The sequence below is a fragment of the Streptomyces sp. LS1784 genome, from assembly GCF_020103755.1.
Taxonomy (GTDB): Bacteria; Actinomycetota; Actinomycetes; order Streptomycetales; family Streptomycetaceae; genus Kitasatospora.
The window spans coordinates 1-1,869 of record NZ_JAHSQD010000959.1 but is presented as its reverse complement, the minus strand read 5'-3'; the positions used below and the strand labels follow the sequence as shown (position 1 = coordinate 1,869).

General features: G+C 73.9%; 1 protein-coding gene and 1 pseudogene. One reads left to right on the top strand and one right to left on the bottom strand.

Features of this window, described 5'->3' with window-relative positions:
* Positions 1-154: 154 nt before the first annotated feature.
* Positions 155-949 carry a GNAT family N-acetyltransferase gene (locus tag KS423_RS48310; protein ID WP_224285394.1) on the bottom strand — a complete coding sequence of 265 codons (795 nt, stop codon included), beginning with the start codon at positions 947-949 and terminating at the stop codon, positions 155-157.
* Positions 950-1,380: 431 nt separating this feature from the next.
* On the opposite strand from KS423_RS48310, the pseudogene KS423_RS47785 reads away from it, so the two are divergent.
* A pseudogene (locus KS423_RS47785) lies at positions 1,381-1,869 on the top strand (hypothetical protein); the annotation flags it as partial.

Sequence of the window (1,869 nt, the reverse complement as noted above, 5' to 3'; positions counted from 1 at the left end):
CGCTGCCTCGGTGGCCGCCGCGCAGTAGAGCCCCGGCCGCCCCTCCGCATCCCTACGACGCCCCGGTCCCACCCTCCCAACCTCCCCAGCGCCCCCGAGCCCCGTCAGCCGTCCGCCTACTCCACCCGCCCCGCCCACGTCACCTGCCCGCCGGCTACGCCACGGTACGGGTCCACCAGCAGGTACGGGCCTGCTCGACGAACCCGAGCTTGCGGTAGAGCGGTTCGCCGAGCGAGGTGGCGACCAGGGTGGCCGGGCGGTCCGGGTGCGCGTGGGCCAGAGCGGTCCGGAGGACGGCGCGGGCCACTCCCTGGCCGCGCCGGTCGGGCAGGGTGGCGACCCAGTACACGCCGGTGGCCCGGCCGTCGTCGTAGGTGAGGCAGGTGCCCGCCACCGCGCCGTCGACGCGGCCGAGCCAGCCCCGCCAGCCGGGTACGTCCAGCAGTTGTTCCGGGAGGGCCTCAGCCCGGACCCAGGGCTGTCGGGCGGGCAGCGGGAAACCCTCCACGATCGTCCGCTCGACCACGGCGAAGCTGTCGCCGTCCCGCGCCTCATCGACCGTCAGGACGCCGCCTCCGTGCGCCTCCGAGACCGCGGGCAGGACGGTGGTCGCCCCCTCGACCGGTCCGGGGTCCCGGACCATCACCGGCATGATCGGCATCCGGGTGGCCCCGAGGCCGGTGAGGTCGAGCCCGTCGTACGGGTCCTCCACGGTGCAGCGTATGGTCGACCAATCGGCCATCAGGTCGGCCAACTCCTGCTCGACCACGGCCGGTTCGTCGTAGGGACGGGTCACCACGATGCGGTGCGCATCGTCCGGGGTCCGGGCGCACCGGACCGCGGTCAGCCCCGGGCGGGTGCGGGACTGCCAGCCGTGGACGCGGGCTTGGGCGAGCCAGAAGGCGGCGGCGTTGTCGTTGGCCCGTTCGAGCCGGCTGTCGGTGTTCACGGCAGGACCGTAGCCCGGCGGTCCGGTTCCCGGTTCCGCCGTACCGGGCTTGGCCGGATGAAGCCTGGGAGGCGCATGACTTCTCCCCGTGCGCCCCCTCGTGCACCGCCGATTTTCGGTCAATTTCGCGCCGATCCCTCCCGCTTGGGCAAATCCGCAGCCCAGACCTGCCGGCCGGGTGCACCGGAGGCGGACGCCCCAGGAACCGCCCCGCGACAACCAGCCACCGTTGCCCCGGCCCTCTTCCCAGAAAGGTCGACGGGTGCCACGCTTCGTGATCGAATGCATCACGCCAAATTGCCATGTCGACATAGCGTCGGATGGTGAACTTGTCACAACGGCAATGGTCCACCCGATAGATTTCGATCTTGGCTAGCAGTGCCGCACCACCCACACCACACCACCGAGGGGGCTTGAGCGCCTTGAGCAGGGTGAGCAGGAGCGACGCGGGTCCTGACAGCGGCCAGGCGGCGGCCGGCAGCGCGGGTCGGTCCGCGAGAAGCACTGGCACCACCGCGATCGCCGCCACCACCCGCATCTCCGGCACTCCGGGCGCCGCCTCGCACTCCTCGTACTCCGCAGTGCCCTCCCCCGGGGCGGGCGCCGGCGTCGGCCCCGGTGCGGCACCGACCACCGCCGACCACGGCGCGGCGACGCCCTACGGCGCCCAGTCCCCCTACGGAGGCCAGCCCGCCTTCGGCGGACCGTCCCACGGCGGACAGCCCGTCAGTCGAGGGATCGTCAGCACCGTTCCGGCCTACGGCGGCGAGCACCCGGGCCATTCCGGCCACCCCGGGCACCTCGCCCATTCCGGCCATCCCGGCTACGGCGGCGGCACCCCGGGTCTGAACGGCGCCCCCGGCGCCACCCCCGGGCCGGGCGGCGGTCCGCTCGGCGGCCTCGCGCTCGGCGCCACCTCC